At 66.6% G+C, this 26,962-nt stretch carries 26 protein-coding genes; 2 read left to right on the top strand and 24 right to left on the bottom strand.

Annotated elements, in window-relative coordinates; genetic code table 11:
• Positions 1–6: 6 nt before the first annotated feature.
• From RDU83_02235 to mdh, 15 genes are all read right to left on the bottom strand, one after another.
• Positions 7–1,449, bottom strand: coding sequence for an NADH-quinone oxidoreductase subunit N (locus RDU83_02235; protein ID MDQ7839830.1), 1,443 nt, complete (start codon positions 1,447–1,449; stop codon positions 7–9).
• A 9-nt stretch (positions 1,450–1,458) separates the two neighbouring features.
• Positions 1,459–2,967 (bottom strand): NADH-quinone oxidoreductase subunit M, encoded by a 1,509-nt coding sequence (locus RDU83_02230; GenBank protein MDQ7839829.1) that lies wholly within the window; start codon positions 2,965–2,967, stop codon positions 1,459–1,461.
• A 43-nt stretch (positions 2,968–3,010) separates the two neighbouring features.
• Positions 3,011–4,972, bottom strand: a complete 1,962-nt coding sequence (nuoL, locus tag RDU83_02225; GenBank protein ID MDQ7839828.1) for an NADH-quinone oxidoreductase subunit L — start codon at positions 4,970–4,972, stop codon at positions 3,011–3,013.
• Between the two features lie 2 nt (positions 4,973–4,974).
• A complete protein-coding gene (nuoK, locus tag RDU83_02220; GenBank protein MDQ7839827.1) occupies positions 4,975–5,286 on the bottom strand; it encodes an NADH-quinone oxidoreductase subunit NuoK in 312 nt (103 codons plus the stop codon).
• Positions 5,287–5,306: 20 nt separating this feature from the next.
• Entirely contained in the window at positions 5,307–5,798 is a 492-nt protein-coding gene (locus tag RDU83_02215) for an NADH-quinone oxidoreductase subunit J (protein MDQ7839826.1), read from the bottom strand.
• A 3-nt stretch (positions 5,799–5,801) separates the two neighbouring features.
• The gene (gene nuoH, locus RDU83_02210) at positions 5,802–6,779 is read right to left on the bottom strand and encodes an NADH-quinone oxidoreductase subunit NuoH (protein ID MDQ7839825.1); all 978 of its coding nucleotides are present in this window, start codon (positions 6,777–6,779) and stop codon (positions 5,802–5,804) included.
• Between the two features lie 37 nt (positions 6,780–6,816).
• The gene (ndhC, locus tag RDU83_02205) at positions 6,817–7,176 is read right to left on the bottom strand and encodes an NADH-quinone oxidoreductase subunit A (GenBank protein MDQ7839824.1); all 360 of its coding nucleotides are present in this window, start codon (positions 7,174–7,176) and stop codon (positions 6,817–6,819) included.
• Between the two features lie 68 nt (positions 7,177–7,244).
• Positions 7,245–8,675: a tryptophanase gene (locus RDU83_02200; protein ID MDQ7839823.1), complete on the bottom strand. Its 1,431-nt coding sequence runs from the start codon at positions 8,673–8,675 to the stop codon at positions 7,245–7,247.
• Positions 8,668–10,017: a YvcK family protein gene (locus RDU83_02195; protein MDQ7839822.1), complete on the bottom strand. Its 1,350-nt coding sequence runs from the start codon at positions 10,015–10,017 to the stop codon at positions 8,668–8,670. Before RDU83_02195 ends, RDU83_02200 begins: the two co-directional genes overlap by 8 nt.
• The gene (gene rapZ, locus RDU83_02190; GenBank protein ID MDQ7839821.1) at positions 10,014–10,898 is read right to left on the bottom strand and encodes an RNase adapter RapZ; all 885 of its coding nucleotides are present in this window, start codon (positions 10,896–10,898) and stop codon (positions 10,014–10,016) included. Before rapZ ends, RDU83_02195 begins: the two co-directional genes overlap by 4 nt.
• A gap of 70 nt (positions 10,899–10,968) precedes the next feature.
• The gene (locus tag RDU83_02185; protein MDQ7839820.1) at positions 10,969–11,310 is read right to left on the bottom strand and encodes a phage holin family protein; all 342 of its coding nucleotides are present in this window, start codon (positions 11,308–11,310) and stop codon (positions 10,969–10,971) included.
• A gap of 56 nt (positions 11,311–11,366) precedes the next feature.
• The gene (sucD, locus tag RDU83_02180; GenBank protein ID MDQ7839819.1) at positions 11,367–12,233 is read right to left on the bottom strand and encodes a succinate--CoA ligase subunit alpha; all 867 of its coding nucleotides are present in this window, start codon (positions 12,231–12,233) and stop codon (positions 11,367–11,369) included.
• A gap of 24 nt (positions 12,234–12,257) precedes the next feature.
• Positions 12,258–13,214: an alkaline phosphatase family protein gene (locus RDU83_02175; GenBank protein MDQ7839818.1), complete on the bottom strand. Its 957-nt coding sequence runs from the start codon at positions 13,212–13,214 to the stop codon at positions 12,258–12,260.
• 15 nt (positions 13,215–13,229) lie between these two features.
• The gene (gene sucC, locus RDU83_02170; protein MDQ7839817.1) at positions 13,230–14,339 is read right to left on the bottom strand and encodes an ADP-forming succinate--CoA ligase subunit beta; all 1,110 of its coding nucleotides are present in this window, start codon (positions 14,337–14,339) and stop codon (positions 13,230–13,232) included.
• The gene (mdh, locus tag RDU83_02165; protein MDQ7839816.1) at positions 14,339–15,271 is read right to left on the bottom strand and encodes a malate dehydrogenase; all 933 of its coding nucleotides are present in this window, start codon (positions 15,269–15,271) and stop codon (positions 14,339–14,341) included. Before mdh ends, sucC begins: the two co-directional genes overlap by 1 nt.
• A 177-nt stretch (positions 15,272–15,448) precedes the next feature.
• Here mdh and RDU83_02160 point away from each other — a divergent pair, with 177 nt between their 5' ends.
• Positions 15,449–16,870, top strand: a complete 1,422-nt coding sequence (locus tag RDU83_02160; GenBank protein ID MDQ7839815.1) for a class II fumarate hydratase — start codon at positions 15,449–15,451, stop codon at positions 16,868–16,870.
• A 6-nt stretch (positions 16,871–16,876) separates the two neighbouring features.
• The gene (locus RDU83_02155; protein ID MDQ7839814.1) at positions 16,877–17,260 is read left to right on the top strand and encodes an MGMT family protein; all 384 of its coding nucleotides are present in this window, start codon (positions 16,877–16,879) and stop codon (positions 17,258–17,260) included.
• Here the strand turns inward: RDU83_02155 and RDU83_02150 are convergent.
• The 9 genes from RDU83_02150 to RDU83_02110 form a co-directional block, all read right to left on the bottom strand.
• Positions 17,205–18,440, bottom strand: coding sequence for an MFS transporter (locus tag RDU83_02150; protein MDQ7839813.1), 1,236 nt, complete (start codon positions 18,438–18,440; stop codon positions 17,205–17,207). The genes RDU83_02155 and RDU83_02150 overlap by 56 nt on opposite strands.
• Positions 18,437–18,658 (bottom strand): helix-turn-helix domain-containing protein, encoded by a 222-nt coding sequence (locus RDU83_02145; GenBank protein MDQ7839812.1) that lies wholly within the window; start codon positions 18,656–18,658, stop codon positions 18,437–18,439. Before RDU83_02145 ends, RDU83_02150 begins: the two co-directional genes overlap by 4 nt.
• 14 nt (positions 18,659–18,672) lie before the next feature.
• The gene (locus RDU83_02140) at positions 18,673–19,716 is read right to left on the bottom strand and encodes a metalloregulator ArsR/SmtB family transcription factor (GenBank protein MDQ7839811.1); all 1,044 of its coding nucleotides are present in this window, start codon (positions 19,714–19,716) and stop codon (positions 18,673–18,675) included.
• 115 nt (positions 19,717–19,831) lie between these two features.
• Positions 19,832–20,557 carry a gamma-glutamyl-gamma-aminobutyrate hydrolase family protein gene (locus RDU83_02135; protein ID MDQ7839810.1) on the bottom strand — a complete coding sequence of 242 codons (726 nt, stop codon included), beginning with the start codon at positions 20,555–20,557 and terminating at the stop codon, positions 19,832–19,834.
• A gap of 4 nt (positions 20,558–20,561) precedes the next feature.
• The gene (locus RDU83_02130) at positions 20,562–21,446 is read right to left on the bottom strand and encodes an ABC transporter permease (GenBank protein ID MDQ7839809.1); all 885 of its coding nucleotides are present in this window, start codon (positions 21,444–21,446) and stop codon (positions 20,562–20,564) included.
• Between the two features lie 36 nt (positions 21,447–21,482).
• Complete coding sequence (locus tag RDU83_02125) at positions 21,483–22,493, bottom strand: ABC transporter permease (protein ID MDQ7839808.1); 1,011 nt, start codon at positions 22,491–22,493, stop codon at positions 21,483–21,485.
• A 4-nt stretch (positions 22,494–22,497) separates the two neighbouring features.
• Entirely contained in the window at positions 22,498–24,048 is a 1,551-nt protein-coding gene (locus tag RDU83_02120) for an ABC transporter substrate-binding protein (GenBank protein MDQ7839807.1), read from the bottom strand.
• A 13-nt stretch (positions 24,049–24,061) separates the two neighbouring features.
• Positions 24,062–24,850, bottom strand: coding sequence for a GntR family transcriptional regulator (locus RDU83_02115; protein ID MDQ7839806.1), 789 nt, complete (start codon positions 24,848–24,850; stop codon positions 24,062–24,064).
• 112 nt (positions 24,851–24,962) lie between these two features.
• Positions 24,963–26,957 (bottom strand): S9 family peptidase, encoded by a 1,995-nt coding sequence (locus tag RDU83_02110; protein ID MDQ7839805.1) that lies wholly within the window; start codon positions 26,955–26,957, stop codon positions 24,963–24,965.
• Between the last annotated feature and the right edge of the window lie 5 nt (positions 26,958–26,962).

Raw genomic sequence — 26,962 nt, 5'->3', positions numbered from 1 at the left:
GCAGAGCTACATCCGCAGCAGCATCGCGGCCGCCCCGACGAGGGTGAGAAACGGCTGCGGGAAGATCCCTATCACCAGCGTACCCAGCGCCGCTATCCCAAGGGCCAGGCGCAGGGGCACCGGCCCGGTCATAGATCCACCCAAGGGGGCCGGGAGCAGGTACATGACCCGGATCACGTTCATGTAATAGTACAGCGCCACCACGCTGTTGATCACCGCCACCACGGCCAGCCACAGCAGCCCGTTGTTGACCGCCGCGCCGAAGATGTAGAACTTGCCGAGGAACCCGCCCGTGGGCGGTATGCCGGTCAGCGACAGCATGAACAGCGCCATGACGGCGGCTAGGCCGGCCGAGCGCTGCGCCAGGCCGGCGTAACCCGCTATCTCGTCCGAACCCAACCTTCCTCCTACGGCTATCGCGACGAAGAACGCGCCCAGATTCGTGAACGTGTACGCCAGCAGGTAGATCAGCAGGCCGGGGGCGCCGAAGTCGCCACGGTGGGCCGCAACCCCCATCAGCAGGAAGCCCGCGTGCGAGATGCTGGAGTACGCCAGCATCCGCTTTATGTTGCGCTGCGGCAGGGCCAGCAGGTTGCCGAGCGTCATGCTCACCGCGGAGAGGACTGCGATCGGCGCGACCCAGTCCACCGGACCCGGATCGATGGCGACCATCAGGAACCTGACCAGCGCCGCGAACCCAGCCGCCTTGGACGCCACGGACAGAAATGCCGCCACCGGCGTCGGCGCGCCCTCGTAGACGTCCGGCGTCCACTGGTGGAACGGAACCATCGAGACCTTGAACCCGAGACCGGCCAGCGCCATGCCCACCGCCAGCACCAGGGCGGGTTGGGGCGCGGTCCGAACACGATCGGCGATGGCGTAGAGGTTGGTCTCTCCGGTCAGGCCATAGAGAATTGAGAAGCCGTAGATCATCACCGCCGAGGAGACGGCGCCGAACAAGAAGTACTTGATCCCGGCCTCGTTGCTCCGGGGGTCGGACTTGAAGTACCCGGCCATGACGTACGAGGAGAGACTGACGAACTCGATCGACAGCGCCAGCAGGATCAGATCGGCGCTGGCCGCCATCAGGCACACGCCCAGCGCCGCGAAGGTCAGCAGCACGTACATCTCGCCCTCGAAGCTCGTGTGTCCTCGAAGCGCGTCCATGGTAGACAGGATGACCAGGATTGTAGCTACCACGGCGATGAGCTTGAAGAAGATCGCGAAACCGTCCACCGCGTAGGCGTTGAAGAAGACGGTGCGGGCGGGCGTGCCAAGCATCCCGAGAATGGGCATCAGGACAAGAAGCAGCCCCACGACGGCCGCCCATCCCACCAGGCGCTTGCGGTCACCGGGCAGGAAGAGGTCGAGGAGCACCAACAACAGTCCCAGCCCTACCAGCCAGAACTCGGGGACGAGTGACCAGATGTCTTCAATCGGTATCGGCATCGGGAATCCCTACCGCAGCACGGCTACCAGGCTCGTCATCGCCACGTTTATCATGTCCAGAAGCGGCCGCGGGTAGACCCCGAAGGCCAGCATGAGCGCGGCCAGCGGAGCCAGGGATATTATCTCGCGCCGGTCGAGATCGGGCAGATCGGCCCACTTGGGGTTGAGCGGGCCCAGGAAGATGCGTTGGATGGTCCACAGGAACATCGCGGCCGAGAAGATGACGCCGGTGACCGCCAGGGCGGTCAGTTCGGGGAACACGCCGAACGATCCCACGAAGATCAGGAACTCGGCCACGAACCCCATCAAACCCGGCAGGCCCATCGAGGCCAGCATAGCCATCATGGTGACGCCGGTATAGAGCGGGAGCCTGGCGCCCAGCCCTCCGAACTCATCCACGCCTCGGGTGTGCGCCCGGTAGTCGTAGATCACCCCAACGATGAGGAACAGCGCGCCGGTAATGATGCCGTGGGCGATCATCTCGAATACGGCCCCATTGAGCGCGATCGTGGCGGCGTACGCCTTCTCCGGGACACCCACCGCGGCCGCGGCGGCAGAGACGCCCAGCATCACGTACCCCATGTGGTTGACGCTGGAGTAGGCGACCAGCTTCTTGAGGTCGGTCTGCGCCATGGCCACGAGAGCTCCGTAGACGATCCCAATCAGCGCCAGGATCGCGATCGGGAAGGCGAACAGCTTGAAGGTCTCCGGCAGCATCGGCAGACTGATCCGGACGAAACCGTACGTCCCCATCTTCAGTAGGACGGCCGCCAGGATGACGCTGCCGGCGGTAGGCGCCTCCACGTGCGCGTCCGGAAGCCAGGTGTGGAACGGCCACATCGGCACCTTGATCGCAAACGACAGGAAGAAGCCCCAGAACGCCAGCGCCGCGAGCGCCGGCACCTGGGCCAGCGGCTGCTGCTGGATCAGCTCGAGGATCCCAAACGTGCGGGGCTCGGCGTTGAAGTAGAGCAGCATGATCGCCAGCAACATCGCCAGCGAGCCCACGAGGGTGTAAAGGAAGAACTTGATCGCCGCGTACTCTCGGCGCGGACCGCCCCAGATGCCGATCAGGAGGTACATCGGCACCAGCGTGATCTCCCAGAACACGAAGAACAGGAAGAAGTCCAGCGCCACGAAGACGCCCAACGTCCCGGTCTCGAGCAGCAGGAACAGGAACAGGTACTCCTTGAGCCGCATCTCGACGCGCCACGAGTAGATGACCGAAAGCAGGGACAGCAGGGTGGTCATGATCAGCAGCGGAAGGCTCAGCCCGTCCACACCGAGGTGGTAGTTGATCCCGATCCCGGGGATCCACAGGTAGCGCTCCTGGAGCTGCATGCCGGCGCTGCCGATCTCGAACGGCCCCAGGAGCCACAGCGACACCAGGAAGGCGAGCCCGGCGGCGGCGGCGGCCACCCACTTCATCAGCTCGCCCCGGCCCTTCGGGATCAGCAGGATTATCAACCCGCCGAGCAGCGGCAGGAACACCGTGATTGTCAGCAGGTAGCGTTCCATTCGAGTCCCTTCCCCCTCTTCCCCAGGCGGCGCCCGGCCCGAACTACCGCAACAGCCCCGCGGCCACGATCACGATCACGCCCAGCGCGATCGCAAGCAGGTAATTCTGCGCACGGCCGGTTTGAATGTAGCGCAACGTTCCACCGAGCGCCTTGGCCGTCCAGCCCACCAGGTTGACCACGCCGTCTACCACGTACAGATCGAACAACCGGTACAGCCGAGCCATGGCGACGACGCCAAACCCGATCAGGTTTACCAGCAGGTCAATCACGTAGACATCGAAGACCCGCAGCGAGCGGGCAATCCAGAGCGTGGGGCGCACGAACGCCAGGGCATAGAACTCGTCGAAGTAGTACTTGCGGACCACCAGCGTGTGCAACGGGCCGGCGGCGCGGCGCAGCGCGGATGATGGGACCAGCCCCCAGCGGTACACGACCGCCGCCGCCAGGATGCCACCTCCGGCGATGGCGGTGGAGACGAGGGCAAGCCCGGCGCTGAACGGCACGACCGCCACGCCCTCGAAGTGCAGGAACTTGTGGATCGGGCTTCCCAGGAACGGCGCGCCGACCAGACCGACCACCGCGGAGAAGCCGGCCAGAACCCACAGCGGCCCGGTCATGACGGGCGGGCTCTCATGTGGGTGCGCGTCGTGGCTCCGCAGCTTACCCAAGAACGTGTAGAAGATGACCCGGAACATGTAGAACGCGGTCAGGAACGAGGTCAGGGCGGCCATCACGAACAAGCCGGTGTTGTGGTGAAACGCCTCCAGCAGGATCTCGTCCTTGCTCCAGAAGCCCGCGAACGGAGGCACGCCCGCCAGCGCCAGGGTGCCGATCAGGAACGTCCAGTATGTGGACGGCATCGCGCGGGCGAGCCCGCCCATCGCCTTGATGTCGTTGGTGTGCATGGCGTGGATCACGCTGCCGGCGCCCAGGAACAGCAGGGCCTTGAAGAACGCGTGCGTCATCAGGTGGAACATGCCGGCTCCGTAACCCAGCACTCCCAGGCCGAGCATCATCAGACCGAGCTGGCTGATGGTCGAGTACGCCAGCACGCGCTTGATGTCGTCCTGGACCACGGCGATCGTCGCGGCCATCAAGGCGGTGACCCCGCCCACGTAGGCCACCGTCTGCAATGCGGCGCTTCCGTGGAGCGCTCCGGAGGCCGGCCAGTCGAAGAACATCGTGTAGGTGCGCGCCACCAAGTAGACGCCGGCGGCGACCATCGTCGCGGCGTGTATCAGCGCGGAGACCGGGGTGGGGCCCTCCATCGCGTCGGGCAGCCAGGTGTGCAGCGGCACCTGCGCCGACTTGCCCACCGCTCCACCGAAGATCAGCACCGCCGCCAGGGTCAGCAAGGGAATCCCGCCGATCGCGGCCCCCGCGAGCGCTCCCTCGCGCACGCGTCCGAAGATCTCCTCGAAACGGAACGTCCCGAGGGTGAAGAAGACGATCATGATGCCCAGGAACATGAAGAAGTCGCCCACGCGCGTGGTAAGGAAGGCCTTGATCGAGGCGCGCGCGGCAGAGGGCTTCTCGAAGTAGAAACCGATCAGCAGGTACGAGCACAACCCCACCAGCTCCCACCCGGCGTAGAGGAAGAGCAGATTGTCCGCCAGCACCAGCAGGAGCATGGAGGCCGCGAAAAGCGAGAGGTAGGCGAAGAAGCGCGGGAAGCGCGGGTCACCCTTCATGTAGCCGATCGAGTAGGTGAAGATCATCGAGCCGACCACCGTAACCACCAGCAGCATGATGGTGGTGAGGTGATCCACGCGGAACCCCAGCTCCAAGGGGCTGCTGCCCAGGAGCATCCAGCGCACGGTCATCTCCACCGGCGGGGCGCCCAACAGCATCTCGACGAAGATGCCGATCGAAAGCAATCCGGAAAGCCCGATGCCGGCAACCGCCACGTAGCTTCCCGCTCCGGGCAGACGCCGACCGAAGGCTGTGATCAGCCCGTACGCAGCCAGGGGAAAGAGCGGAATCAGCCAGGCCAGGTCGCGCATCGCTACCACTTCAACATGTTGATCCGGTCCACCTGAACCGTCTCAAGGTTCCTATATGTCGCCATGACCAGCGCCAGGCCAACGCCCACCTCACAGGCCGCCAGGGTAATCACTACCAGCGTGAACACCTGCCCGTTGAGCGCCGCGGGCGCCACGTACTTGTTGAAGGCAACCAAGTTGATGTTGGCGGCGTTGAGCATCAACTCGATGCCCATCAAGATCGCCACCGCATTCCGCCGCGTCAGCACCCCGTAGAGCCCCAGGCAAAAGAGCAGGGCGCTTACCACCAGGAAGTGCGTCAATCCAAGCGCCACGATGCTCCGGCCTCCCCGCGCTACCGCTCGCGCCGCGCGATGATGATGGCGCCGATAAGTGAGATCAACAGCACCAGGCTTGTGACCTCAAAGACCAGCACCATGGACGAGAGCAGGGTTGTGCCGATCTGTTCCGCGGTGTATTCGGGCAGCGCTCCGGGTCCCCGGGGCCAGGGTGTACGCAGGAACACCCAGATCAACAACGCCGCCAGAGCGGCGCTTGTCAGCGCGCCCACAGTCACCTGCTCGTTTACCTGGCGAATCCTGATGCCTGTCCCGCCTTCCGTGAGCATGATTACGAAGAGGATCAACACCGTAATCGCGCCGGCGTAGATCAGCACCTGGATGCCGGCGACAAACTCCGCCTGCAGCAGGACGTACAGGCCCGTGATCCCCAGGAAAGTCGGGACGAGCGCCAGGGCGCTGCGAACGATGTTCTTGGAGGTCACCACCACGACGGCGGGTATCAGCGTGACCGCGGACAAGATGAGAAATGCCGCCAGCGTACCCATGGGCTAGAACGTGATCCTGTAACCGGAGATGAGGATCCAGACAAGACCGGCCGGAAGCAATACCTTCCAGCACAGGTTGAGAAGCTGGTCCAGCCGGAAGCGCGGAAATGTCCAACGGACCCACATCATGAAAAACACCACCAGGTACATCTTGAGGAAGAACCACAAAATAGGAGGCAGGAACGGCCCCTTCCACCCGCCCAAGAAGAGCGTCGTGGTCATGGCTGCCATCGCGAACATCTCGGCGTACTCGCCCAGCATGAAAAGGGAGAAGCGCATGCCCGTGTATTCAGATAGATAACCCGCAACCAGCTCGGACTCCGCCTCGGGCAGGTCGAACGGAGTGCGGTTGACCTCCGCGGTGGCCGCGACCAGGAAGATGACGAACGCGGGAAACTGTCGGAAGATGAAGGACCCCATCCAGCCGTCCTGCGCGCGGACGATGCCCACGGTGGAAAGCGTCCCGGCCTCCATGGCCACGGCCACGAGAGCTATCCCCAAGGGGAGCTCGTAGCTGATCATCTGCGAGGCGCTCCGCAGCGCGCCGAGCAGCGAGTACTTGTTGTTGGACGCCCACCCGCCTGCCAGGATGCCGATCACGGTCATCGAGGCCATGGCCGCGAAGAACAGAATGCCGATGTTGAGGTCGCGGACGACCAGCACGGTCCCTCCGAGCGTGCCGAACGGAATCACCAGCCAGCCCATCAGTCCGGCGGTCGTAACGACCATGGGGGCGGTGTTGTAGACCAGCGCGTCCGCGGCCCGGGGGGTTATGTGCTCCTTCTGCAGCAGCTTGAGCGTATCGGCCAGGGTCTGCAGCAGGCCCTGCGGGCCGACGTGCTTGGGGCCCAGCCGGGACTGAATCCACCCGCCGACCTTGCGCTCGAGCAGCACGCCGAACATCGCCGCCACGATGGCCAGGAAGGTGAACATCCCGACCGCGGCCAGAACGGCCTTGGCGATCTCAGCCCCCCAGCTCACCGCAGAACTCCTCGGGGGCGATGCGCCGCAGGGTGTCCTAGGACCATTCGAGCGCGCCCTTACGCCAAGCGTAGGCCAGGCCCAGCAGCAGCACCACCAGGAAGATCAGCATCTCGAAGAACGCGAACTTGCCGAGCTGCCGGAATACAATCGCCCAGGGGTATAGGTAGATGACCTCCACCGCGAAGATCACGAAAACCAGCCCAAACAGGTAGTAGCGGATGTTGAACTGCGCCCAGGCCTGGCCGATGGGCTCTATGCCTGATTCGTAGGTCATGCGCTTCTGGGGGTATGTCGACCGGGGAGACAACACCCAAACGATGGCCAGCGACATGGCGGCCAGCAGCAGGCCGACAACCGCAAACGCCGCGACATAGAGCCAGTCTAGAAGCAGCATGCCCTTCTCCAGTACGCGGGTGGCCTCAGCGCAAACCTACGCCAGCGTATCCTTTCAGCCACTGGGTGTCAAGAACCCCACGCCGCGCGCGCTTCCCGGCCCCGGGGCAGATCCGAGAGCGGCACCGGAGCGAAGTGCGCCGAGAAGTGGCGGAGCACCGGGGGCTCATGGACGATCCGCAGGCCGCCGATCCCCGCCCTGCGCTCCAGCGTGAGGCGGGCGGCCTGGACGACAACGGCCATGTGGGCGTCGGTGTAGGCCCGGCGCGGCACCGCCAGCCGGACCATCTCCAGGCGGGGAAAGCGCTCCTGCCCCGTCTGCGGATCGCGCCCGGCCATGACGCCTCCCACCTCCACCCCGCGGACACCGCCGTCGGCGTAGAGCTCGCAGGCCAGTGACTGCGCGGGGTAGGCCGTCTGTGGAACGTGTGGCAAGAACCGCCGCGCGTCCAGGAACACCGCGTGTCCACCTGAGGGCTCAACCAATGGAACGCCCGCCGCGAGCATGCCCTCGGCCAGCCTCGCTACCTGGCCGATGCGCCACTCCAGGTACGGTTGCTCCACCACTTCCCTCAGACCCACCGCGATGGCCTCCAGGTCGCGGCCTGCCATTCCGCCGTAGGTTGTGAACCCTTCGAAGAGGATCGCCCACGGGACCGCCTTCTGGTAGAGCGCAACGTCGCGGAACGCCGCGAAGCCGCCGATGTTGGCGAGCCCGTCCTTCTTGGCGCTGAACGTGCAGCCGTCGGAGAGGTCGCACATCTCACGCGCGATCGAGGCCGCCGTCCTCCCCGCGTACCCCGGCTCCCGCTGTTGGATGAAGTAGGCGTTCTCGGCGAACCGGCATGCGTCCAGGAAGAACGGTATTCCCCAGCGGTCCGCCAGCGCCCGCACCGCGGTCAGGTTCGCCATGGAAACAGGCTGCCCGCCGCCGGAGTTGCAGGTCACCGTCACCAGGATGAGCGGCACCGCGTCCCGGCCGACCCTGCGGATGTGCTCGTCGGCACGCTCGACGTCCAGGTTGCCCTTGAACGGCGAGCGGTCCTGCGCGTCGTAGATCTCCTCCACTGCCAGGTCGAGCGCCACCGCCTGCCGGTGCTCGATGTGGGCGCGCGTGGTATCGAAGTGGACGTTGCCGATCACCTGCTGGCCCGGAGCCACGAGCGCTGAGAATAGGACGTGCTCGGCTCCCCGTCCCTGGTGCGCGGGTATCAGGTGGGGGAATCCCATCACCTCGGCCACGGACTCCGCCAGTCGATCGAAGCTCCGGCTTCCCGCGTAGGCCTCGTCGCCGGCCATCATCGCCGCCCACTGTCGGTCGCTCATCGCCCCGGTCCCGCTGTCGGTCAGTAGATCTATGTAGACGTCCTCGGACTTGACCAGGAACAAGTTGTGGTGGGCGGCCTCCAGCGCGCGTAGGCGCTGGTCCCGGGTCAACCGTCGGATTCCCTCCACGGCCTTGATCCGGTACGGCTCGGCAGGCGGGAGCGCGTCATCCATGGCGGCGAGCGAACCTCCCAGGCAGATCGCCGGCCATCTCCATCACCCGCAGGACGGCGGTCGCCAGGCGAAGCGGATCATGGCGGAGCAGCTCCTCCTCACTCATCAGAGGGAATCCAACCGGAATCAAATCCATCGCCTCCAGTTCGGATAGGGTCGGCTCTACCGGCACGCTGCCTTGGGTGATGTAGCGGTCGAGCAGGGCCTGGTTCTGCGGGGCCTGGGTGTTGACGATCACGTGGGAAAACAACCCCGGTACCGTGTGTGCAAAGATCGCGCGCACGTGATCGGCAGCGGAGTACCCATCGGTTTCGCCCGGCTGCGTCATCACGTTGCAGATATAGACCCGGGGCGCCTGGGACTCCAGCAGCGCCTCGATCACCCCACGGACCAACAGATTGGGAATGACGCTGGTGTAAAGACTGCCGGGCCCGAGCAGGATCAGGTCGGCCTCGGCGATCGCCTCCAGCACCTCCGGGAGAGGGAAAACGTCTGGAGGACGCAGGGAAACGCGGCGGATCCGGCCGCGCGCGGCCGTGATAACGGACTCGCCCTCTACCATGCGGCCGTCGGCGAGCTCGGCGACCAACACCACGTCGTGGCCGGTGGCAGGCAGCACGCGACCCCGGATCTTGAGAACCTTGCTGGTCTCCTTCACGGCCAGTTCAAGGTCACCCGTCACGCCGGTGAGACTGGCGATGAACAGGTTGCCGAAGGCGTGGCCGTCGAGCCCGCCGCCGCGAAACCGATACTCGAACAGCCGGGTCATCAGCGGCTCGGCCTCGGCCAGCGCCACCAGGCAGTGGCGGATGTCTCCGGGCGGCAGAATACCCAGCTCCCGACGCAGCCGGCCCGACGATCCGCCGTCGTCGAACACCGTTACCACCGCGGAGATGTTGGAGGTGTAGTGCTTGATGCCCCGCAGAAGCGTGGCAAGCCCGGTGCCGCCGCCGAGCGCCACCACGTTCAGTCCGCGGCGCTTCCGGCGGTGTTCGCGCAGGGCCTCGACCAGCGTAGGGCTGCCGGTGGGAAAGAGAACCCGGTCAATCGAGCGCAGCGTGCCCCGCAGGCCAAACAGGGCGATCAGGACGCCCAGCAGCACCCCGGCCGTTCCCAACGCCACCGGAGAGACACTCCCGCGGCTGATACGATCGAGGAGGCCGGCGAGCGAGAAGACCGCGGAGTCGAACTCCGCCAGGAACTTGATGTTGACGATCAACGAGACGCCCGCGCTGAAGATGAGGACCCCGGCGCCGATGACCAGTCCCCACCGCTTGATGCCCAGGCCGGGCGCCAGCCAGCGCCGCCAGCGCTGCCACTGGCTGCGCGGCGGCGCGCTCATTGCGACTCCCCGGCGTCCCGGTCGTCCTTGCGGAGATCGCGGTGCCTGACGCGGGCACGGTAGCCTCTGCGACGCAGGTGTCGCGCCAGCTCCTCTCCCAAAACAACGGAGCGATGACGCCCGCCCGTGCATCCCAGGCCGATGGTCAGGTGGTTCTTGCCCTCGGCAACGAACTGCGGCAGCAGGTAGTCACCGAACTCGTTCAACCGCGCAATGAACTCGCGTGTCTGTATCTGGTCCATAACGAACTTCCGAACGCGGGCGTGGGTACCGGGCAGGGAACGCAGCGCCGGCTGGTAGTGGGGATTGGGCAGAAACCGCACGTCCAGGATGAGATCGGCGTCAATGGGGATGCCGTACTTATAGCCAAATGTCACGATGCTGACCTCGAGCTGGCGGCGGGGAGTACGGGCGCGCCGGTAGGCAGAGGCGATCTCGTCGCGCAACTCCCTGACCGTCAGGGTGGACGTGTCAACGACCCGGTGGGCGCGCCCCTTCACCGCTTCCAGCCTGCGGCGCTCCGCGCGGATGCCGGTGAGCACGCGCCCGGTCTGGGCTAGGGGATGCTTGCGGCGGGTCTCCTTGAACCGGCGTACCAGCACGTCGTCGGCCGCGTCCAGGAAGAGGATGTCGGCCCGCAGTCCCAGGCGGGCCACTTGGTGCAGGGCCGAAAACAGATCGTCGAAGAACTCCCCGCCACGTATGTCAATGACTACCGCCACCCGTCGGACCTTGTCCTCGGAGTGCAGGCACAGATCGGCGAACTTCGGGAGGAGCGCGGGCGGGAGGTTGTCCACGCAGAAGAACCCGAGGTCTTCGAAGACCTTCATGACGGTGGACTTCCCAGCGCCTGAGAGGCCGGTGATGATCACAAACTGCACGCCGCCGCGCCGGCGGGAGGCTGCTCGGGGAGGCGCGGCGCGGGGAGGGCCTGGGCGCCGTTCCACCTGGCTAGCGGCCGGCAAGGCGACTGAGGAAGGTGCTGATGATCGCAATTAAGAGCGCTCCCAGTAACGCCGACCAGAATGAGTCAATCTGCATCGGCGTGACCGCGGCGACCACGTACAGCATAAGCGCGTTTACCACCAGCGTGAACAACCCCAGGGTAAGAATGTTCAGCGGCAGCGTAAGGACCAGGAAAAACCAGCGGATCGAGGCGTTCACCAAACCCAGCACCAGGGCCGCGATGAGAACGCTCTCGATATCCGGCAAGCGGATGCCCGTAACGATCCTGGTCGTGACGTAGATGGCGATGGCGTTGAAGATCCAGCGCAGAAGGAATCCGCCTAGCATCGCACCCTCCTGGGTCCGCCTGTGGCTCCTCGCGGGCGGGACTCCCTGGTCTACTACTACAGCAGCCCTCGCAAGACCTCCGGCACGCGAGCCGGTAGCGAAACCACTGAGACGCCCGCGGCCTCCAGCGCCTCGATCTTGGCCTGCGCCCCCCCCTCGCTCCCGGAGATAACCGCGCCCGCGTGGCCCATGCGCTTGCCCGGCGGCGCGGTCCGGCCGGCGATGTATCCCACCACCGGCTTGCGGACCGAGGCCTTGATGAAGCGGGCGGCCTCCTCCTCGGCGCTGCCGCCGATCTCGCCCACCATCACGATCCCCTGGGTCTCCGGGTCGTCCGCGAAGAGCGCCACCGCCTCCTGGAAAGTCAGCCCCACAACTGGGTCGCCGCCCAGGCCCAGAGCGGTGCTCTGGCCAAGGCCGGCCCGCGTCAGTCCGGCGACGATCTCGTAGGTAAGCGTGCCGCTGCGCGAGACCAAGCCCACGCCGCCGGGCGAGAACAGGTGGTTCGGCATGATGCCGATCTTGCACCTCCCGGGCGAGACCACACCAGGCCCGTTCGGCCCGACGATGCGCACGCCTGCTGCGTGCGCCGCGGAGGTCATCTCAATCGAGTCGTGCACTGGGATGTGCTCCGTGATGATCACGATCGGATCCAGCCGAGAGGCAATCGCCTCCAGCGCCGCATCCTTGGCCATCCGCGCCGGCACGAAGATGCACGAGGCGGTGGCGCCGGTCTGCGCTACTGCCTCGGCGACCGTATCGAACACCGGCACACCCGCGACAGTCTGCCCACCCTTCCCCGGCGTGATGCCGGCCACAACCCTGGTGCCGAACTCCAGCATCCGGCGCGTGTGAAACTCGCCCTGATAGCCGGTGATGCCCTGGACCAGAACGCGGGTGTGCTCGTTCACAAGAATGGCCATCGTCCCCTCCGTGTTCTGCCGGGGCTACGGACTCTGCAACGCCTCCAGCACCGGCCGGCCCTGCCAGTCGCCCGGAATCGGAATGCCGAGCGCCGCCAGAGCGGTCGCGGCGGTATCGAACACGACGATGCGCCGGTCCACGACCACCCCGCGCCGGGCCGCGCCGCCGAACGCCATCCACGGGATTGTCATGTCCTCGGGCCGGCTCGTCCCGTGGGTGATGCCGTGCCCGCCGTGGTCCGAGGTAACTATCAGCAGCGCCTGGGCCGCTACCCCGGCATCGTCAAAAGCACGCAGGAAGCGCTCGATCAAGGCAGGGGCGGCGGCGATCACCCGCAGATACTCCTCGCTCATCCAGCCGCGCCTGTGGCCTGTGTCATCCGGATCGGCTACGTGCACGAACAGAACGGCTGGGCGCTGCTCGCCGAACAAACGGGCGGCGGTCTCCACCACGTCGGCCTGGCGGAAGCGCGGATAGAGCAGGTGCTGGGCGCTCGCAACCGATCCCGGCGGCATCAAGAACATCATCTTGGGCTTGGCGACGAGTGCCACGGCCCGGCCGCCCGCGCGCGTAACCTCCGTGAATATGGTGGTCCGCGTGAAGTACGGCTCGCCGATGCTCCAGTCGTTGAAGGTCACCCGGTGTACGGCCGGACCCACGCCCGAGAGCATCGAGGCGTGGGCAGGCAGGGTCGAGCTTGGAGATGTCGTCTGCGCCGTCCAGGACACGGCCCCGCGGGCGGCCAGGGACTGCGGCAGAGCCGCCGCCATCGCATCGCCGCGCGCACCGTCGAGACTGAGCACGATGACGTACCGCGCAGGTGGCGCCGCAGGAGTAATCTGGGCGGCGGCCTGAAGCAGCACGGGGGCCGGAACCGCCCATGAGAGCAAGACCAGAAGAACCGCCCAGGCCAGCGCGGGCACACACGGGCGGCGGTTCAACCGACGGTTCAGCCCGCCCAAACCTACGGAACCGAGCATGCCGGGCCGCACCGCCTACAACGCCCCGGCCGCGAGCTGCACGGCCTCCTGCGCGGCGGACTCTGGGTCGGTGAGCGCGTGGATCCCCGCGGCTTCCAGGATCGCCTTGCCTTCCTCCTCGTTGGTCCCGGTCAGGCGCACCACCATCGGCACCGCAGGCGGCTGCGCGGCGATCGCGCGGGCGATGTCGTCGCAGCGGGTGATCCCACCGAAGATGTTGACGAACAGCGCCCGCACGCCGCTCTTGCGCAGCACGATGCTCATTGCCTGCGCCATGTTCTCGGTGGTAGCCCCACCGCCCACGTCCAGGAAGTTGGCCGGACGGCCGCCGAAGTGCGCGATCATGTCGAGCGTGGACATCACCAATCCGGCGCCGTTGCCGATGATCGCCACGTCGCCGTCCAGCTCGACGTACGAAAGGTCCTGGCTCTTCGCCGCGGCCTCCAGCTCCGTAAGCTCCTCGTTGCGCGGCAGTCCCTCGTGCCGGAACGTCGCGTTGTCGTCAATGATGAGCTTGGCGTCAATGGCCAGCAGCGAGTCGCCCACCATGGCCAGCGGGTTGATCTCGGCCAGTTCGGCGTCCATCCCAGCGCAGATCCGCCACAGGCCGTGCGCGATCGAGGCGAACTGCAGCAGGTGCTTTCCCCCGAAGCCCAGCGCCCGTCCCATCTCGCGCGCATTGTAAGGATGAAACCCGGCAGTTGGGTCAATGTGATGCTTGACGATCTTCTCCGGCGTGGTGCGGGCTACGTCCTCAATGTCAATGCCGCCGGCGGCTGAGGCGATCGCCACCAGCCGTCGCGCCGCGCGGTCCACGGTGAACGCCAGGTAGTACTCGGCGCCGATCTCGGCGGCCTCGACCACGAGCAGGCGGCGGACCGCCTCGCCCTTGATGGTCATCCCCAGGATCTGGGCGGCTCTCTCCCGCGCCTCCTCCGGCGTCCGGGCCATCTTGATCCCGCCCGCCTTCCCCCGGCCGCCGACTAGAACCTGCGCTTTCAATACCAGCGGGTAGGGGATCTCGAGGCCGTCGAGTTGCTCTGGCCGCTCGATGACGGCGCCTTTCTGAATGGGGATACCGTGGGAGGCGAAGATCTCCTTGGCCTGGTACTCATGGAGTTTCATTAGAACTTCAGCCCTCCCAGCATCTCCCGTACCGCCCCCACCGAGGCCTTGAAGGCCGCCTGCTCCGCGGCATCAAGCGGGATCTCGATGATCCGCTCTACCCCGGCCGCGCCCAGCACCACCGGCACCCCGATGCAGATATCGCGCTCGCCGTACTCGCCGTTCAGGTACACGCTGGATGGGATCACGCGCTTCCTGTCGCGCAGGATCGCCTCGACCATCTCGCACACCGCCGCGCCGGCCGCGGTGAAGCCGCTGGCCTTCATCAGATCGGTAATCTCGGCCCCGCCGTGCCGCGTGCGCGCCACCACGGCCTCGATGCGCTCGGGCCCCATGAAATGCGCGATCGGGACCCCCCTCACGGTGGAGTACCTCGGCAGCGGCACCATGTCCTTGTCGGTGTGCGCGCCGATCACCATTCCGGTGGTATCGTTCACCGAAACCCCCAGCTCCATGGACAGGAAGGTCCGGAATCGCGTCGAGTCCAGGGCGCCCGATTGTCCCACCACCCGCTCGCGAGGCAAACCGGCGATCTTGTACGCCAGGTAGGTCATCGCGTCCAGCGGGTTGGTAAGCATGATGAGGATGGCCCCGGGTGAGGCCCCGATGACCGTCGGGACGATGTTGCGGATCAGCCCGGCGTTGACGCCAATGAGTTGCTCCCGGGTCATCCCGGGCTTCCGCGGGATCCCCGCCGTAACGACCACGACGTCGGAACCCTCGGTGGCGGCATAGTCGTTGCTGCCGGTCAGGTGAATGTCAAACCCGGCAATCGCGCCCGCCTGCAAGATATCGAGCGCCTTGCCCTGGGGCAGACCCTCCACGATGTCGGTCAGAACCACGTCGGCCAGCGCCTTGCTGGCGATCCAGTGCGCGGAGGCCGTGCCCACGGTTCCTGCACCGATTATGGAGACCTTGGAACGCTTTACCATGGCTTCACGACTCCTTCCGGCAGTCGCGCGAATGCCTGCTTGCAAAGTATGCCTCAACTGTAGCGAAAGCGCGGGAGCCCTTCAAGGACAGAGCGCGGATCAGCAGGACAGGAGGGGCGTTCGGAAGCGCCGAACTTCGGAGGCGCGTCCCCGTCGCATGCGAGGAGGGTTCCGTGTATGTCGTCCGGCGAGAAGGCGATGCGCGTTGAGCGTGACTCGCTGGGGGCCATGGAGGTCCCTGCCGAGGCCTACTACGGCGCGCAGACCGCCCGCGCCATCCAGAACTTCCCGATAAGCAAACTGCGGTTCCCGCGCGCCTTCATACGCGCAATGGGCCTGATCAAGCGCGCGGCGGCCGAGGTGAACGCCGACTTGGGCCTGCTCGACCGCACGCTCGCCGAGCCGATCATCCGCGCGGCTCAGGAGGTCGCCGACGGCGCGTTCGATGCAGAATTCCCGCTCGACATCTACCAGACCGGCTCGGGAACCTCCACCAACATGAACGCCAACGAGGTGATCGCAAACCGGGCCGCAGAGCTGATGGGCGCCGCGCGCGGGACAAAGACCGTCCATCCCAACGACCACGTGAACGTCTGCCAGTCGAGCAACGACGTCATCCCCACCGCGATCCATCTGTCGGCGCTTCTTGTGCTGCGCGAGGATCTGCGCCCGGCGATTGACGAGCTGGAGGCAGCGCTCCGTACGAAGGCGGCGCAGTTCCACGGGATCGTCAAGACCGGCAGGACGCACCTGATGGATGCCACGCCCGTGCGGCTGGGCCAGGAGTTCGCCGGGTACGCCGATCAGGTCGCCGGCGCCGGGCGCAGGATCGGATACGCTGAGGCAGAGCTAGGCGAAGTGGCGCTGGGCGGCACCGCGGTCGGGTCTGGGATCAACGCCCACCCTGAGTTCGCCGCGCGGGTCTGCGCCCGTCTGGCCGAGGTCACCGGCATCCCGCTTCGGGAGACCGCGGCGCACTTCCAGGCGCAGGCCTGCCTGGATGCGGTGGTCTTTGCGTCGGGAACGGTCCGAACCTACGCCACGGCGCTGACCAAGATCGCCAACGACATACGCTGGATGGGATCGGGGCCGCGGGCAGGCCTGGCGGAGCTTGTGCTTCCGGCGGTCCAGCCCGGGTCCTCGATCATGCCGGGCAAGGTGAACCCGGTCATCGTCGAGTCCGTGATCCAGGCCTGCGCCCAGGCCGTTGGGAACGACGCCGTGGTTGCCCAGGGCAACCAGTGGGGCAACTTCGAGCTGAACACGATGATGCCCGTGATGGCGCACAACCTGCTCGGCGCGATCGCCCTGCTGGCCGCTGCCTCGCGCAACTTCGCCCGCCAGTGCGTCACCGGCCTGGAAGCGACCTACCGCGGGCCGGAGTTGGTCGAGCGCGGCCTGATGCTGGCTACAGCGCTGGCGCCGGTTATCGGGTACGACGCCGCGGCCGAGATCGCCAAGGAAGCCGCCCTGACCGGGAAGACCGTGCGCGAGGTTGCGCTGGCACGCGGCGGGCTGACCGCCGAACAGCTGCGGGAGATACTGAACCCTGAATCCATGACCGAGCCGGGTGTGCGCGGCATCCCGGGCGGGGGCTAGCAGGGCATGGGGGGCCAGCAGGGCTTGTTCGAGCGTATCTACGCAGCGGTCCGCGGCGTACCGCAGGGGCGCGTCACCACCTACGGCGAGATCGCCCGGCAGGTGGGGCTGCGCAACGGCGCCCGCACCGTGGGTTGGGCGCTGGCATCGCTGCCCGACGGCGAGGCGGCGCCGTGGTGGCGGGTGGTGCGCAGCGACGGAACGATCGCCAACCGGCAGTTTGCCGCCGAGCAGAGGAAGCGGCTGCGTCGCGACGGCGTGCGGTTCACGCGCTCCGGGAGCATCGATTTGGCTCGGTACGGATTGCCCTCCGGAGCGTCTACACCCGGGTGGCTCACGGCCGGCGCTCGACCAGCCACGCCGCCAGCGCCGCAGCGGCACACACCGTAGCGCCGGAAAGCACCGCGACCTGCGCGCCCATGGCCGAGGCCAGAGATCCCATGAGCAGGCCTCCCAGGGGCGCGGTCCCAAAGAACGCCAGGATGTAGAGACTCATAACCCTACCACGCAGCCCGTCGGGCACAATGGACTGAATCGTGGTGTTGGTTGACGACAGGTATGAGGTCATCGCACCGCTCAGCACAACCATGAGCACCAGCGACAGGGCGTAGTTGGAGCTCAAGGCGAACGCGGCCAGCAGCACGACGAATCCGGCCTGCGTGCCCAGGATGACGCTCCCCGGGTTCTTGGGGCGCGACGAGGCCAGGGCCAACACCCCGACGGTGGCGCCGAGACCGCTGGCGGTCATCAGCATCCCGAACCCCTGCGCGGACACGTGCAGCACATCGCGTGCAAAAACCGGCATCAGAACCGTAAACGACAGCCCGAATACACCGGTGACGGCGAGAAGCCCCAGGAACATGCGTAGCGCCCGGTGCTGCCAGGCAAACGCTAAGCCCTCCCGGACCTCGCGCAGCACGCGCTGCCGCTCACCGGCCGGCGGCCGGGAGTTCACGCGGATCGTCGCCAGCGCGCCCAGCACCGCCAGGTAGGTAATCGCGTTGATCGCAAAGCACCATCCCGGGCCGCCACGCGGCCCAAGCCGGCCGATGATAAGCCCGGCGATTGCCGGGCCGAGGATCCGCGACCCATTGAACATCGCCGAGTTCAGCGCTATGGCGTTCAGTAGATCGTCCCGCTGAACCAGGTGCGGGATCAGCGACTGCCTGGCAGGCATGTCAATCGCCGACGCAATCCCTCCGATCGCGCTCAGTACCAGGATCTGCCAGACCTCGATCCGGCCCGTGAGCGTCAAGACCGCCAGAACCACTGAGATCGCCATGAACGTTCCCTGGCTGGCGAGGAGCATGTAGCGCTTCTCGGACCGGTCGGCGATGACCCCTCCGACCAGGGCAAGAAGCATGGTGGGGATGGTGTTCACCATCATCACCGTCCCCAGCATCAGCGGTGATCCGGTGAGGTCGTAGACGAGCCAGGACAGGGCCGTGGTCTGGCCCCAGGAGCCGGTGAGGGAAACCAGGCCGCCCCACCAGAACCGCCGGTAGTTCGGGTAGCGGAGAGCGCTGAACGTGGACGCGGCCAGGGTTACCCTGATGCCGGCGAGGGTCATTTGCCTCCGGCAGAGTCGGAGTCGGGTTGGTGCCGCATCGCGTCGAGGAACGCTTCGACGTCGCGGCGGAATAGGCGGTACATCTTCCCCAGCCTGACGGCCGGCAGCAGGCCCTCGCGGATGTACCTGTAGAGCGTGATCTTGTGAACCTGGAGGTATTCCGCCGCCTGCTCGACCGTCAGGATCTCCTGGTCCAGCAGCGGCGCGCGATGACGCACCTTTCCACCACCCCCTACTTCTGGACGAACTCGAGCCACTGGGCCATCGCCTCCCGCACGCGATCGGCCCGGAACCGATAGTACTTAAGGTTGTCGCGCTCGACCACCTGTACCAGATGGGCCGCGCGCAGCATAGCCATGTGGTGCAGGGCGGTCACGTGCGACACGCCCAGCGCCTTGGCCAGTTCTTGTAGGTACATGTCGCGGCCGGCCAGCAGCCGCAGGATTCGGAGGCGCGTCTCGTCGCCCAGAGCTTTGTAGAGCCGCAGCAGCTCAGGCGGCACGCCCTCTGCGGTCGAGGACTCGATCGGGTATATGAAGACGCGGATGCCCTGGTAGGCGGTGAGCAGGTTGTAAGGACGGAAGAAGTACGTGGGTGCCAGCACCACTCCGGCGAACGAGGCGCCGGGCTCCAGGATGAAGCCGCCGGTTGCCTGTTCCACCAGCTCGGTGCCGCTGGAAACCTTTGCCCGGCGCGCGAGCGCGGCCGCGGACTGCTCAAGCAGGGGTACGACCCGCTCCTCCTCGTGGGCGTAGACCCTGGTGTAGCCCTCGCGCAGCATCCGGACCAGCCGGGACTTCGCCTCGGATGGCGAGAGCACCACCAGACGGCGCAGCGAGTCCACGTCGGCCTCCGAGTGGGTGGCCGCTAGAAACGCCTCGACCGCGTCCTGTGATCCGCAGATCGCCGCGCGTAGGAGTGGCAGTTCCTGACGATCGGGCAGCGCCCCGGCCAGCATCAACTCCAGCAGGGCTTCCGCCGGGGTGGACTGGATTCGCTTGATGAAAGCGCGCACCGACAGCCCGGGGGTGTGCTCGAGCACACCCACCAGGCCGAGCGTCGGCCCAAATCTAGGAAAGAACAAGGCGAGGTCGGCCCGTAGGTCGGCCCCCAGGGCGCGGCGCGCGCGCTCGACCCAGTCGGACGAGACCTCGAATCCCCGGCCCTCCTCGCTGCGCTCCAGCAGGTAGAGGCATGCCAGGAAGTCATAGGCGGGGGAGGGATCTATGCGGACCCGCAGTTCTTGGTGAGGCGCGGTCAGGTCAATGACCTTCAAGTCAGCCCACCCCTATGTAGATGGGTATCTACATAGGAGTAAACCACACCTTACCTAGGCGCGCAAGCGGCGGGGGATGGCGATCGGGCTGGATGACGTTCCGGGGGTTCCCCTCTTATCTCTTACGCCGGATTGCGGCGGTCACGAGCATTGCGAACAGGCCCAACCAGCGGTCATCGTGCTGGATCAGGGCTTCAGGGTGAAACTGCACCCCCACGATGAACGGATCGTCGCCGGGCGCTTCCACGGCTTCGATCACCCCGTCGTCGGCCCAGGCCACGGCAACGAGCCCGGTGCCGGGCGTCTCGACTGCCTGCCGGTGGCGCGAGTTGACCTGAGCTCGGTCTTCGCCAACCACGGCCGCGAGGTGCGAGCGTGGGGCGATCCGGATCTGGTGAGCCGGATGTCCTTCCGAATCCGCCTTATGGTGCACAAGCGCGCCCGGCCAATCCAGCGCCAGGTTGCGCACGAGCGTACCTCCCAGGGCTTCGTTGATCGTCTGCATGCCCCGACAGATGCCCAGCATCGGCACGCCGTGCTCAACGGCGGCCAGGACCAGGGCGCGCTCAAACCGGTAACGCTCGGGATCCGTCTGCTCGAGCGACGGCCGGAGTTGCTCAGTGAAGAAACCCGCGGGGAGGGATCGGCCCCCCGCAAACAGCAGCCCGTCCAACTTCCCGATGAGGTCCCTGGCCGTGGCCCGATCTCCATCCACAGGCAGGAGCGCGGGAAAGCCCCCGGCACGAGAGAGTGCCGCGGCGTACAGTTCGTCGCCCGCAGGTCTGCGGTCGTTGGGCTCAAACGCCGCGGGCATCGGAATCCCGATGAGCGGCAGGCCCATCGCCTTACTCCATCCCCAGCCGCGGGTCCAGCACGTCCCGCAGCCCCTCTCCAATGAGGTTCACCGCCAGCACCAGCGCGACTATCGCCAGCCCAGGAAAGGTGGAAACCCACCAGGCGGTCATCATGACGTCACGGCCGTCCGCCACCATCGAACCCCAGGCCGGCAGACGCGGCGGCAGCCCCATGCCCAGGAACGACAGCGACGCCTCCAACACGATGAAGTGCCCCATGCGCAGCGTGCCGAGCACTACGCTGGTGTGTATCATGTTGGGGAAAATGTGCCGGCCTAGGATCCGGGTGCTGGAAGCTCCCAGCGCGCGGGCGGCATCTACGTACTCGCGGTTGCCCTGGCTGAGGGCGTCACCGCGCGCCACCCTGTAGAACTCCACCCATCCCTTGAAGGCCAGCGCCATCACGAGATTCCAGAATCCCGGTCCCAGCGCCGCCATGACGCCGATGGCGAAGATCAGGTGCGGGAAGGCCATCAGCAACTCAGCGAACCGCGAGACGATACCATCCGTCGGCCCCCGGAAGAACCCGGCGGCCAGGCCCAGCACCAAGCCGGGAATCAGCGACATCACCGTGGCCGTCATGCCGACGAGCAGCGAGATCCGGCCGCCGTAGATGATCCGCGACCACACGTCCCGGCCCAGGCCGTCGGTGCCCAGCCAGTGGGCGGGCGAGCCGCCCGGCATCCAGGATGGAGGGGCCAGTCGGTTCTCCAGCCGCGAGGCGCCAGGGTCGAACGGTGCGACCTGCGGTGCGAACACCGCCAGGAGCGCAATGGCGACCATGACCACCGCCCCGGCAACTGCCGAAGGATGGCGCGCCAATCGCAGCAGGGTGAGCGCGATGCCGCGGCGGCTGGGCCTTGGAGGGGAACCCACTCTGGCAACTACCGCCATACCCTCACCCCTGTGGCGCTACAGCGAGATGCGCGGGTCTAGGTAGATATAGCACAGGTCCACCGCCAGGTTGGCCAGCACGAACGTGAACGCGTAGAGCATGACTGCGCCCTGCACCACCGGGTAGTCGCGGCTGAAGATCGCGTCCACGACCATGCGGCCCATCCCCGGCCATCCGAAGACCGTCTCGACGATCATGTTGCCGCCGAGCAACACCCCTACCTGCAGCCCAACAACGGTCACGGTTGGAATAAGGGCGTTGCGCAGCGCGTGTCGCCAGATAACCACTCGGTTGGCCAGGCCTTTGGAGCGCGCCGTCGTAACGTACTGCTCACGCATCACCTCGACCATGCTGGATCGCGTCACCCGGGCGACGATCGCCATCATGCTGGCGCCCAGGACGACGGAGGGAAGGGCGAGGTGTCTCATGACGTCGCTCAGGGCGGCCCAATTGCGCGTGAGCACACTGTCTATCAGGAAGAACCCTGTCACGGGCATCAGGAGGACCTCGTGGCCCACCCGGCCCGAGGTCGGAAACCAACCGAGCCTGACCGCAAACACGATAATCGCCACGATGCCCAGCCAGAACGCCGGCATCGAGATGCCCAGGAAGGCCCCTCCCATTGCCAGCCGGTCCAGCCACGACCGCTGGTAGACGGCGGAGAGCACTCCAATCGGCACGGCCACCAGCAGGGCGACGGCCGTGGCGGCCAGAGCCAGCTCTATCGTGGCCGGTAGCGCCTCGACCAGCATTCCGAACACCGGGCGACGCCGGGCGAACGAGGTACCGAAATCGCCGCGGGCCGCGTCGGCCACGAACCTCACCAGTTGCTGGGCCAGCGGCTGATCAAGGTTGAAATCCCGACGGAGGCGGTCGAGGTCCTGCTGTGAGACCGCCCCCGTCTGTCCAAGCATGATGTCCACGGGATCGCCCGGCAGCATCCGCATCACGACGAACACGATCACCGCCACCCCCAGCATGATCGGGATCGTGTTCAGGATGCGGCGCGCCAGAACGAGCGTGCGCACTTGGCTACCGCACCGTGTAACCCGCCTCGCGCAGCAGCGCGCGAGCCCGCGTCAGATCGTATGTGTACGGCCGCAGGCCCGGGTTGTAGCCGAACCCGCTGGGCAGGAACGCGGTGGCCAGCCGAGTGCCATAGCCCCTGTATATGGCCTTGAGGATCAGGTCCCAGTTGACCGCGTGGTTGAGCGCCTGGCGTACCTTCAGGTCGTTGAACGGAGGCTTAGCGTTGTTCAGCTCGACGCCCGAAACGCGCGTCCCCTGGGTGGCCTTGACCTCGGTGCGGGGGTCACGCTCAATCTCGGTTATCAGGTCCACGGGCAGGTCCTCGATGATGTGTACCTCCCCGGCCTTCAGCGCGGCCACACGGGTCGCGGGCTCGGGCATCATCCGGAAGACCACGCCCCGCAGCGGCGCCGGGCCGAGCGGCGGCAGGGCAGGCGAGCCGCCGTGGTACTTCTCATGGCGCTCCAGCACGATCTGGCCGTCCACGCGGCCGGCCAGGTACTTGAACGGTCCGGCGCCCACCGGCCGCTCGGCGAACGCGCGGTCGCCGACGGTCTGAATGTAGCGCTTGGGCACGATCTGGAAGTGCACCAGCGCCTGCAAGAATGCCGGGAACGGGCGGGCGAGGGTGAAGCGCACCACGTTCTCGCCAACGCGCTCGACGCGGTCGAGCGGGCCCAGCAGCGCGCGGCGGGGACTGCTGGCGCCGGCGATCGCGCCGTCCTTGAGTATGCGCTCGAAGGTGAAGAGGACGTCCTCGGCGGTCAGCGGATCGCCGTTGTGGAACGTCACGCCCGAGCGGATCGTGAACTCATAGGTGGTCGGTGACGGCTGCCGCATGGCCGAGGCCAGCTCGAGTACCACTTGGTCCTTGGTCGTCCGAGTAACCAGGCCGTCGAATATGTTGCGCAGCACCGTCTCGGTCTTCCGATCGCGAAACATCGCGGGGTCGAATGTCGCGATCGCGTTAGTGTTCATCCCAACCACGATGACCCCACCGCGGCTCAGGCGCACGTCGTGCAGGTTGATGCGGCTGTCCATCGAGGCTTCCCAGTTCTCAACCAGGCTGCTGGCGCCGTGGATATCCTGGCGGAAGTACGCGAAGATCCAGGGGGCCTCCCGGAAGATTATGTCCTGGACTTTGAAGTAGGCGTCGCGGCGGGCGGTGTTGTCGGCGCCGGTGGACCCGACCACTAGCAGGTCGTCCACCTCTTTGTTGGAGTAGAAGGAGTAGTTTCCGCGGCCGCCGGTGGTCAACTTGGGCTCGGCCAGGTCGAATGGCTCGAAGAACGCGCTCCCCCAGTCGGTCATGTAGGCCAGGCGCTCGCCTGCCTGCATGCGGGCGATCATGCTGGTGCGCTCCCAGACACGAACCTCTACCTGGGCGCCCAGCGTGCGGAGGTTGTCGGCAATCGCCTCGGCTTCGGGCCGACGGAACGCCTCGGTGTCGAGGGCGAAGGCGAGCACTCGGTCCTGAGCGCCGGCCGGTGCAAGCAGGCCGGCGGCTATGGCAAGCAACGCCACTGCGGTGAGCAGATGCAGGTACCTTGTCATGGTGCCTCCCTCCTCAGATCGAATACGCGCGGCGGATGGTGAACCGATAGCGATCGCCGCGGTAGTACGCGTTGTCGTGCGTAATCGGCTTCCCCGACGCGGTCAGCACGGTCCGGTCACTGGCCACTACGGCCGCGCCCTCACTGATCTGCAGTATGCGGGCGACCTCGTCCGATGCAGGCGCGGCTTCGTAGGTCTGCACCACCTGAGCCGGCTCCAGCCCGGCAACGCGACGCACGTGCTCCAGTATCAGCCCGAAGGTCACGCGGCCCTCGGCCTCGGCGGCCAGCAGGGCACGCGCGGTGGGCTCGCCTGTCTCAGGCGGCAGATGAATCCGGTAGAACGCCAGGGGCGCACCGTCGGCCATGCTCACCATGTCCACGACGACCACCGTCTCACCCAGGGACAGCCCCAGAGCCTTTGCGATCTCGGCATGCGCCTGCGCGGTGCGAATGCCGAGCAGCCTTGCCGTGGGTCTGTATCCGGCAGCGGAGACGGCCTCTGAGAACCGCACCACGCGTGAGAGGTCCTGGTCTATCTTGGGCCGCGCCACGAAGGTCCCCTTGGCCGGCACGCGCATCAGGAGTCCTGAGGCCACCAGGTCGTGGATGGTCTGCCGGACCGTTGTGCGGCTGACCCCGTAGGTCTCGCAGATCTCCCGTTCGGATGGGATGCGCTCGCCCGGGGGGATCTCCCCCGAACGGATGGCGCGGACGAGGGCGGCACCGAGCTGCCGGTGCAGGGGGACGGCGTGATGGCGCTTCAGCTTCATCGTCGCCCCACTCATCGTCGCCCCACTCATCGTCGCCCCACCCGTCGTCACCCCAGACTGGTTACTACCAGTGGTGACCAATACTGCAACATTACGACCCAAGCGCCCGTAACTCCTCCTGCCTGCCGGTTTTCCCACTGGGTCAGCGCGGCTCCTGCGCGAGGTACTTGTCGAACCAAGCCAGCAGTCGTTTGAGGCGTTCGATCCGCGGCTTGGGCCTGCCGTTGGAGCTCATCTGGTGGCTCTCTCCAAGGAACCGAAGAAACGCCGCCTCCTTGCCCATCTTGCGCAGCGCCGTGTAGAACTGCTCCGACTGCTCGACCGGGCACCGGTGATCCGCCTCGTTGGCGATGATCAGGACCGGGGTGGTGACGTTCTTCGCGTACATCAGCGGGGACTCCCGCAGGAGCTTGCCGGGATCGTCCCAGGGCGTGGCGCCCCACTCCAGCTCACCCCAGGTGGCGCCGATGTCGCTGGTCCCGTAGAAGCTGAACAGGTTGCTTACGCACACCTCGGTGACCGCGCAGCGGAACCGGTGCGTGTGCCCGATCAACCAGTTGGTCATGAAGCCGCCGTACGAGCCACCGGTGACGGCCACGCGGCCGGCGTCAATGAACCCCAGGGTGATCGCGTGGTCTATCCCACGCAGGATGTCCTCGCTGTCCTTGCCGCCCCAATCGGTCACCACCGCCCGCGTGAACGCCTCGCCGTAGCCCTGGCTGCCGCGCGGGTTCGTCCACACCACGACATACCCGCGCGCCGCCAGCAGTGCCACGTAGTGATTGAACGCATACCCGTAGGCCGCGTGCGGGCCGCCGTGTATGCGCAGAATCGCCGGGTACTCTCCCCCGGGATCGAACCCCGGCGGGGCGAGCAGCCACCCCTCCATCGGCCAGCCGTCGGCCCCGGCATACGAGAAATGCCGTGGCTCGCCCAGGTCGAGGCCGGCCAGCAGCTCGTCGTTGAAACCGGCGAGCCGGCGCGGCTCGCCTGATGCCGGAAGCAGCCACAGTTCGTCCAGCGACGCAGGGCCTATGCGCTGGTAGACCACCTGGCCCGCTGCCGCCGTGAGGTCTGCTACCACCTCGTCGCCGTCGGTAAGTTGGCGGACCGCGCGGTCGGCGACCTCCACGCGGTACAGGTGTGTGCGGCCGATGGAGGTGAAGAAGAAGATGATCGCGCTGCCGTCCTGCGTCCAGGCCGGGGTCGGAAACATGGGCGTGAGACGCACGTCGCTGCCCACGGCATTCCCCACTGAACGGTCGAGGCCGGCGGTGAGGTTGACCGCCTCTCCTCCTTCAACAGGAACGATCCATACCCCGAAGTTCGTCGCGCTCTTGGCGTGGAAGTCGTGCCCGACGAAGGCCACGTAGCGGCCGTCGGGTGAGGGCACCGGCGAGACGCATGGACCGGAGTTGTGCGTCAACTGTCGCAGCGCGCGCGTCTGGACATCGGCGGCCCAAACGTCGCGCACGAACGATAGGTCCGCTTCCGGAGTCCGGTTGGCCACGAAGGCTATCTCACGGCCTCCCGGCAGCCAGGCCGGCGAGTCGTGGTCGTAGTCACCCTCGGTGATCCGAACCGGATCGCCGCCCTCGGCAGGAACGGTCCAGACGTGCGCGTACCCTTCAAGAAACCCCATCGCATCGAACTTGTACTTGGGGCGGGTGACCTCCCGTACGATCAACTCGTCGTCGGCCTCTCCGGTCTCGATCTCGCCGGAAGCTCCCCGTGATACGAAGGCCAGGGTGCGCCCGTCGGGCGACCAGGTCGGCTGGCTCACGCCGGACTTGAAGAAGATCAACTGGCGGGCCTCCCCACCATCAGAAGGGATGACCCAGAGCTGCATCGCCGCGCGCTTGTGTCCGCGGCGCCTGCCGCCCCGGTTGGACAGGAACGCGATCCACCTGCCGTCCGGAGACCAGGCAGGACTCGTATCCCGCGCCTCATCGGCCGTGAACGGCCGCGGCTCTCCGCCGGAAGCCGGCACCATCCAGAGGTGAGCGCGAAACTCGTTGGCATCGTGGTCGAGCCGCGCCAGCGCGAACACCACGCGTCCCCCGTCGGGCGAGAGCGCGGCGTTGTGGGGGAATCGGATCTTCAGAAGATCGTCAATCTCGATCGGGCGTCTGTTCATCGGTG

It is taken from the genome of bacterium (genome assembly GCA_031082185.1).
Classification (GTDB): Bacteria; Sysuimicrobiota; Sysuimicrobiia; order Sysuimicrobiales; family Humicultoraceae; genus VGFA01.
Note: the sequence above shows the minus strand (reverse complement) of the source record. Positions and strands in the feature narration are given on the sequence as shown.

What these genes read in the sequence shown, in the direction of transcription:
- RDU83_02235 (MDQ7839830.1), bottom strand. Translation starts at nt 1,449, where the DNA reads ATGCCGATACCGATTGAAGACATCTGGTCACTCGTCCCCGAGTTCTGG.
- RDU83_02230 (MDQ7839829.1), bottom strand. Translation starts at nt 2,967, where the DNA reads ATGGAACGCTACCTGCTGACAATCACGGTGTTCCTGCCGCTGCTCGGC.
- nuoL (MDQ7839828.1), bottom strand. Translation starts at nt 4,972, where the DNA reads ATGCGCGACCTGGCCTGGCTGATTCCGCTCTTTCCCCTGGCTGCGTAC.
- RDU83_02215 (MDQ7839826.1), bottom strand. Translation starts at nt 5,798, where the DNA reads ATGGGTACGCTGGCGGCATTTCTCATCTTGTCCGCGGTCACGCTGATA.
- ndhC (MDQ7839824.1), bottom strand. Translation starts at nt 7,176, where the DNA reads ATGCTGCTTCTAGACTGGCTCTATGTCGCGGCGTTTGCGGTTGTCGGC.
- RDU83_02200 (MDQ7839823.1), bottom strand. Translation starts at nt 8,675, where the DNA reads ATGGATGACGCGCTCCCGCCTGCCGAGCCGTACCGGATCAAGGCCGTG.
- RDU83_02195 (MDQ7839822.1), bottom strand. Translation starts at nt 10,017, where the DNA reads ATGAGCGCGCCGCCGCGCAGCCAGTGGCAGCGCTGGCGGCGCTGGCTG.
- RDU83_02185 (MDQ7839820.1), bottom strand. Translation starts at nt 11,310, where the DNA reads ATGCTAGGCGGATTCCTTCTGCGCTGGATCTTCAACGCCATCGCCATC.
- sucD (MDQ7839819.1), bottom strand. Translation starts at nt 12,233, where the DNA reads ATGGCCATTCTTGTGAACGAGCACACCCGCGTTCTGGTCCAGGGCATC.
- RDU83_02175 (MDQ7839818.1), bottom strand. Translation starts at nt 13,214, where the DNA reads ATGCTCGGTTCCGTAGGTTTGGGCGGGCTGAACCGTCGGTTGAACCGC.
- sucC (MDQ7839817.1), bottom strand. Translation starts at nt 14,339, where the DNA reads ATGAAACTCCATGAGTACCAGGCCAAGGAGATCTTCGCCTCCCACGGT.
- mdh (MDQ7839816.1), bottom strand. Translation starts at nt 15,271, where the DNA reads ATGGTAAAGCGTTCCAAGGTCTCCATAATCGGTGCAGGAACCGTGGGC.
- RDU83_02160 (MDQ7839815.1), top strand. Translation starts at nt 15,449, where the DNA reads ATGTCGTCCGGCGAGAAGGCGATGCGCGTTGAGCGTGACTCGCTGGGG.
- RDU83_02155 (MDQ7839814.1), top strand. Translation starts at nt 16,877, where the DNA reads ATGGGGGGCCAGCAGGGCTTGTTCGAGCGTATCTACGCAGCGGTCCGC.
- RDU83_02150 (MDQ7839813.1), bottom strand. Translation starts at nt 18,440, where the DNA reads ATGACCCTCGCCGGCATCAGGGTAACCCTGGCCGCGTCCACGTTCAGC.
- RDU83_02135 (MDQ7839810.1), bottom strand. Translation starts at nt 20,557, where the DNA reads ATGGGCCTGCCGCTCATCGGGATTCCGATGCCCGCGGCGTTTGAGCCC.
- RDU83_02120 (MDQ7839807.1), bottom strand. Translation starts at nt 24,048, where the DNA reads ATGACAAGGTACCTGCATCTGCTCACCGCAGTGGCGTTGCTTGCCATA.
- RDU83_02115 (MDQ7839806.1), bottom strand. Translation starts at nt 24,850, where the DNA reads ATGAGTGGGGCGACGATGAGTGGGGCGACGATGAAGCTGAAGCGCCAT.
- RDU83_02110 (MDQ7839805.1), bottom strand. Translation starts at nt 26,957, where the DNA reads ATGAACAGACGCCCGATCGAGATTGACGATCTTCTGAAGATCCGATTC.